Here is a 3,431-nt window from a genome sequence, read left to right on the forward strand (position 1 = left end):
TGCGGGGGCTGATCTTCTTGTCTGACATGCGATGTCCTTTCGTGACATTCGGTTGATGAGTGGACGGCGCCGGGATCGAACCGGCATATCGGGTGGGGGAACCCGCGCTCTTCCAGTTGAGCTACCCGCCCATGTGCCCGGTCAGGGCTCGACTCCAACCGGGCGACTGACCGCTGCCGACGTTCCTCCGTCGATGCGCAGCGTTGACAGCACCCGCCCAGCTACACCCGAAGGTGACGAATGGAATGGCAGATGCCCGATCAGGTAAAGCAAGGTGGCGCGCCAGGAAGGCCGCGTTTGTGGAGCACCATGCGCTGGCAGACACCTAGCTGCCCCGCATGTACACATGAACCGAGTACTTTCCTTGGTGGGGCGATGACCGTCGGATTGGCCGTTCCCTCGCACCGTTCGCAGCTCCTGCGTGCACCATCGTTCGGGTGCCCCGTATCGCAGGAGAAATATCCTTCTCGTGTTCGTTGTATGTAGTTATCAAGCTGCTAATCGCCCCCATCCCGACTCCTCCTCACGGAGTTCCCCGACTTCAATCGAGGTGTCTGCCGCCTTACGTGAACCGTTGGAGCTGGCGCACGTAGATGGCAGGTCTGGCTTTGAGCGATATCGGGGCATGCAGGCACGCCGGCGGATTCCCCTCAGAGCGAGGGGAAAGAATGAAGGGGCTAGGCGCCGAAGGTGCGGGCGTCTATGAACTTCTGGAGATCGTCAGCACGAACGCGCTGATGCGGTCGGGTGTCGCCAAATTCCACAACAGGGAGCCGGCCAGCCTTGATCTGCTCATACACCCATACCTTCGACATCTCGATGCGCTGGGCCACGGTCGCGACGGAGTACAGACGAACTGACTCAACGACGGGCATTACGCGACCTGCTCGCCACGAACGACCTCGAAAAGAGAGGACATTGAGGCGTGGGGAAACGCCAGCATGACTCGGGCCATGAATCCGTTCGACGGGCTAACTTCACCATTGGAGACGCGCCAAAGAGTCGCGGGGGACACCCCGATGATTCTGGCGAGTGCCGCCTCCGTGTTGATGCCGTTCGCACGTCGAAGCTCGTCAAGCCTGGGCCGGTTGAGCACGAGAGCATCTTTAGCTCTGGCTGTATTGGTAGCTGCTTGCATGCTTGCAACATTACGCCAAGCATGCTCATCTGCAAGTTAATTCCATAAGCGAAATCCTTAAACGGGGCTTGAATCCGCGTAAATACGGGGTTTTCCGAATGCAAAGTTATTGCATACGTGCAATGAATGGCTTATCATTGCTGGAATGATCAAGCACATTACGTGGCCAGAGTTCCTTCGCATGATCGCTGGAGACGAGACGGGCGCCCGGATCTCCGAGCGCACTAACACGCCCGAATCGACGATCAGTCGCTGGCTCGCGGGCAAGGTCGAGCCGCGACCAAAGCAGGTAGTTCAGATCGCCGGTGCTTATCAAGCCGACCCCGTGCAGGCGCTGATCGCTGCCGGTTACCTCGACGAGTCCGAAGCTCTGTCTCTTGGATCGGTTCACCGCTCCCTGCAAATTCGTGACTTCACTGACCTGGAGCTTGCGCGCGAAATTCTTCGCCGAGTCGAAGCAGGTGGTTCGGAAATACTCGAGACGCCCTTTGATGGAGAACACCCAGCGATGGTCGAACGAGACAATGTCAGACCTATGCGTAAGACTCGACAAAACACAGAAGCCGACGAACTGTGTGCTGTAGCCAAACCGGGGGACACGGTGATAGAAATTGATGAATTTGACGACTGATCGGTACGATCCACACGAACATGCCGATCACCTCGGGCTGACCGTTGCGTACCAGAGCCTGCGGTCAAACTTCGGGCTATACGTTCCGGGCCGAAAAATCATCATCTTGCGCCGTGGCCTCAAGACCGCGACCGAGCGCAGCGTGCTCGCTCACGAGGTGGCGCACTTTCTTGCCGATGATCACCACACCGACGGCTTGTGGTCCATCCGGCAGGAACGGCGTGCCGACCTGTCCGCCGCCCGCCGCCTCATTTCCGCCCGCAGGCTCAAACAAGTATCCGAGTGGTCGCACGATCCACGCGAATGGGCCATCGACCTCCAAGTCACAGGCGACATTCTGCTTGCCTACCTCAACGCTGAAAGCAGGGCCGCATGAGAGCTGCCAAGGGTGAAGGATCGGTCCCGAAGAAAACCGATCGGGGATGGCGCGGCTACGTCACTGTCGGCGGGAAGCGCAAGTACACCAAATTCCACGCCACGAAAGCGGCATGCGCGCAGGAGAAGCGCGAACTGCTCACCAGGCGCGACGACGGCAAGCTCGTCGCTGGCACCGCGCCCACGGTCACGCAATGGGTCGACCATTGGCTAGAGAACATCTCGGGACCACGCGCGACGACGTATGCCATGAATCGGTGGGTGCTCGACAAGAAGATCACGCCGGAACTCGGATCGATCAGGATCAGCGCGCTCACCGTTGAGCGCCTTGAGCAGTGGGTGAAATGGCTGAAGATCGCGCCCACCTCGCAGCGCCGCTACCTAGCCCCGTTGAAAGCAGCGCTGGCAGTAGCCGAGACGCGCGGGATGATCGGCTTCAATCCGGCATTGCGCGTTGAGCTCGGCCCGGTCGGCAAGGCTGATACGACTTCGTTCTCACGTGAGGACCGTGACGCCATTCTCGATGCTGGGACCGGCCGCAATGCTGCCCGCTGGCACCTGGCGCTGAGAATGGGAATCCGGCCGTCTGAATGCCTGGGGCTGGCGTGGCCAGACTACGACGCGCGCACCGGTAGGCTCACGATCCGCAACCAGCTACTGCGCGCAACCGGCGTGAAGGGACTGTTCTTGCAGCCGGCAGCGAAGACGGCGGCGGGGGAGCGCGAAATTCGTTTGCCGCGGTCGCTGATCACGATGCTCGATGCACACCGCGCTGAGCAGTTGCAGCTCATGGCCGATATGGGCGAGGACTGGATCGGATTCGAGAGCGGTGGCAAGCCGGTCGCGCTGATGTTCCCACAGGAAAACGGCAAGGGAGTCGGTGCCACGCAGGACACTCGACTATGGCGCGCCCTGCTCACATCTGCGGGCCTTGGAGCGGTGAAGCGGTACCAGTCGCGGCACACGTCCGCAACGCACATGCTGGTCGAATCTGGTGGAGATGTGGCAGTCGTGGCAAAGATCCTTGGTCACAAGGACTCCGCTTTCACCTATCGCACCTACGTGCATCCACTGGACGAACGAGAGGATGCTTTGGTCGATCAGATGGACGCCCCGCGTGCACCCTATCGTGCACCCTATGGAGCTAATTCCAGCGAACACCAGCGAACTCCCGAGGGGGCAGATCGTTGATTTTACGCGGAAGTCTTGCCCCCACGAACACCCACGAAACGGTTGTTCTCTCACTCGTAATGAGAAGGTCGTCAGTTCGATTCTGACAGGCGGCTC

4 protein-coding genes and 1 tRNA gene are annotated in these 3,431 nt (G+C 60.0%); 3 read left to right on the forward strand and 2 right to left on the reverse strand.

Annotated elements, in window-relative coordinates; genetic code table 11:
* Nucleotides 1-60: 60 nt before the first annotated feature.
* Nucleotides 61-131 (reverse strand) — tRNA-OTHER (locus E3T43_RS15260).
* A gap of 546 nt (nucleotides 132-677) precedes the next feature.
* Nucleotides 678-875, reverse strand: coding sequence for an AlpA family transcriptional regulator (locus tag E3T43_RS15265; RefSeq protein ID WP_134473058.1), 198 nt, complete (start codon nucleotides 873-875; stop codon nucleotides 678-680).
* 408 nt (nucleotides 876-1,283) lie between these two features.
* On the opposite strand from E3T43_RS15265, the gene E3T43_RS15270 reads away from it, so the two are divergent.
* The 3 genes from E3T43_RS15270 to E3T43_RS15280 are packed head-to-tail and all read left to right on the forward strand — an operon-like array spanning nucleotide 1,284 to nucleotide 3,335.
* Nucleotides 1,284-1,769: a helix-turn-helix transcriptional regulator gene (locus E3T43_RS15270; protein WP_134473059.1), complete on the forward strand. Its 486-nt coding sequence runs from the start codon at nucleotides 1,284-1,286 to the stop codon at nucleotides 1,767-1,769.
* Nucleotides 1,759-2,145 carry an ImmA/IrrE family metallo-endopeptidase gene (locus E3T43_RS15275; RefSeq protein ID WP_166790330.1) on the forward strand — a complete coding sequence of 129 codons (387 nt, stop codon included), beginning with the start codon at nucleotides 1,759-1,761 and terminating at the stop codon, nucleotides 2,143-2,145. The genes E3T43_RS15270 and E3T43_RS15275 overlap by 11 nt, the downstream gene beginning before the upstream one ends.
* On the forward strand, nucleotides 2,142-3,335 hold the full coding sequence (locus E3T43_RS15280; RefSeq protein WP_134473061.1) for a tyrosine-type recombinase/integrase: 1,194 nt from the start codon (nucleotides 2,142-2,144) through the stop codon (nucleotides 3,333-3,335). The genes E3T43_RS15275 and E3T43_RS15280 overlap by 4 nt, the downstream gene beginning before the upstream one ends.
* Nucleotides 3,336-3,431: the final 96 nt, after the last annotated feature.

The sequence above is a fragment of the Cryobacterium sp. Hh7 genome (assembly GCF_004403155.1).
In the GTDB taxonomy this organism is placed as follows: Bacteria; Actinomycetota; Actinomycetes; order Actinomycetales; family Microbacteriaceae; genus Cryobacterium; species Cryobacterium levicorallinum.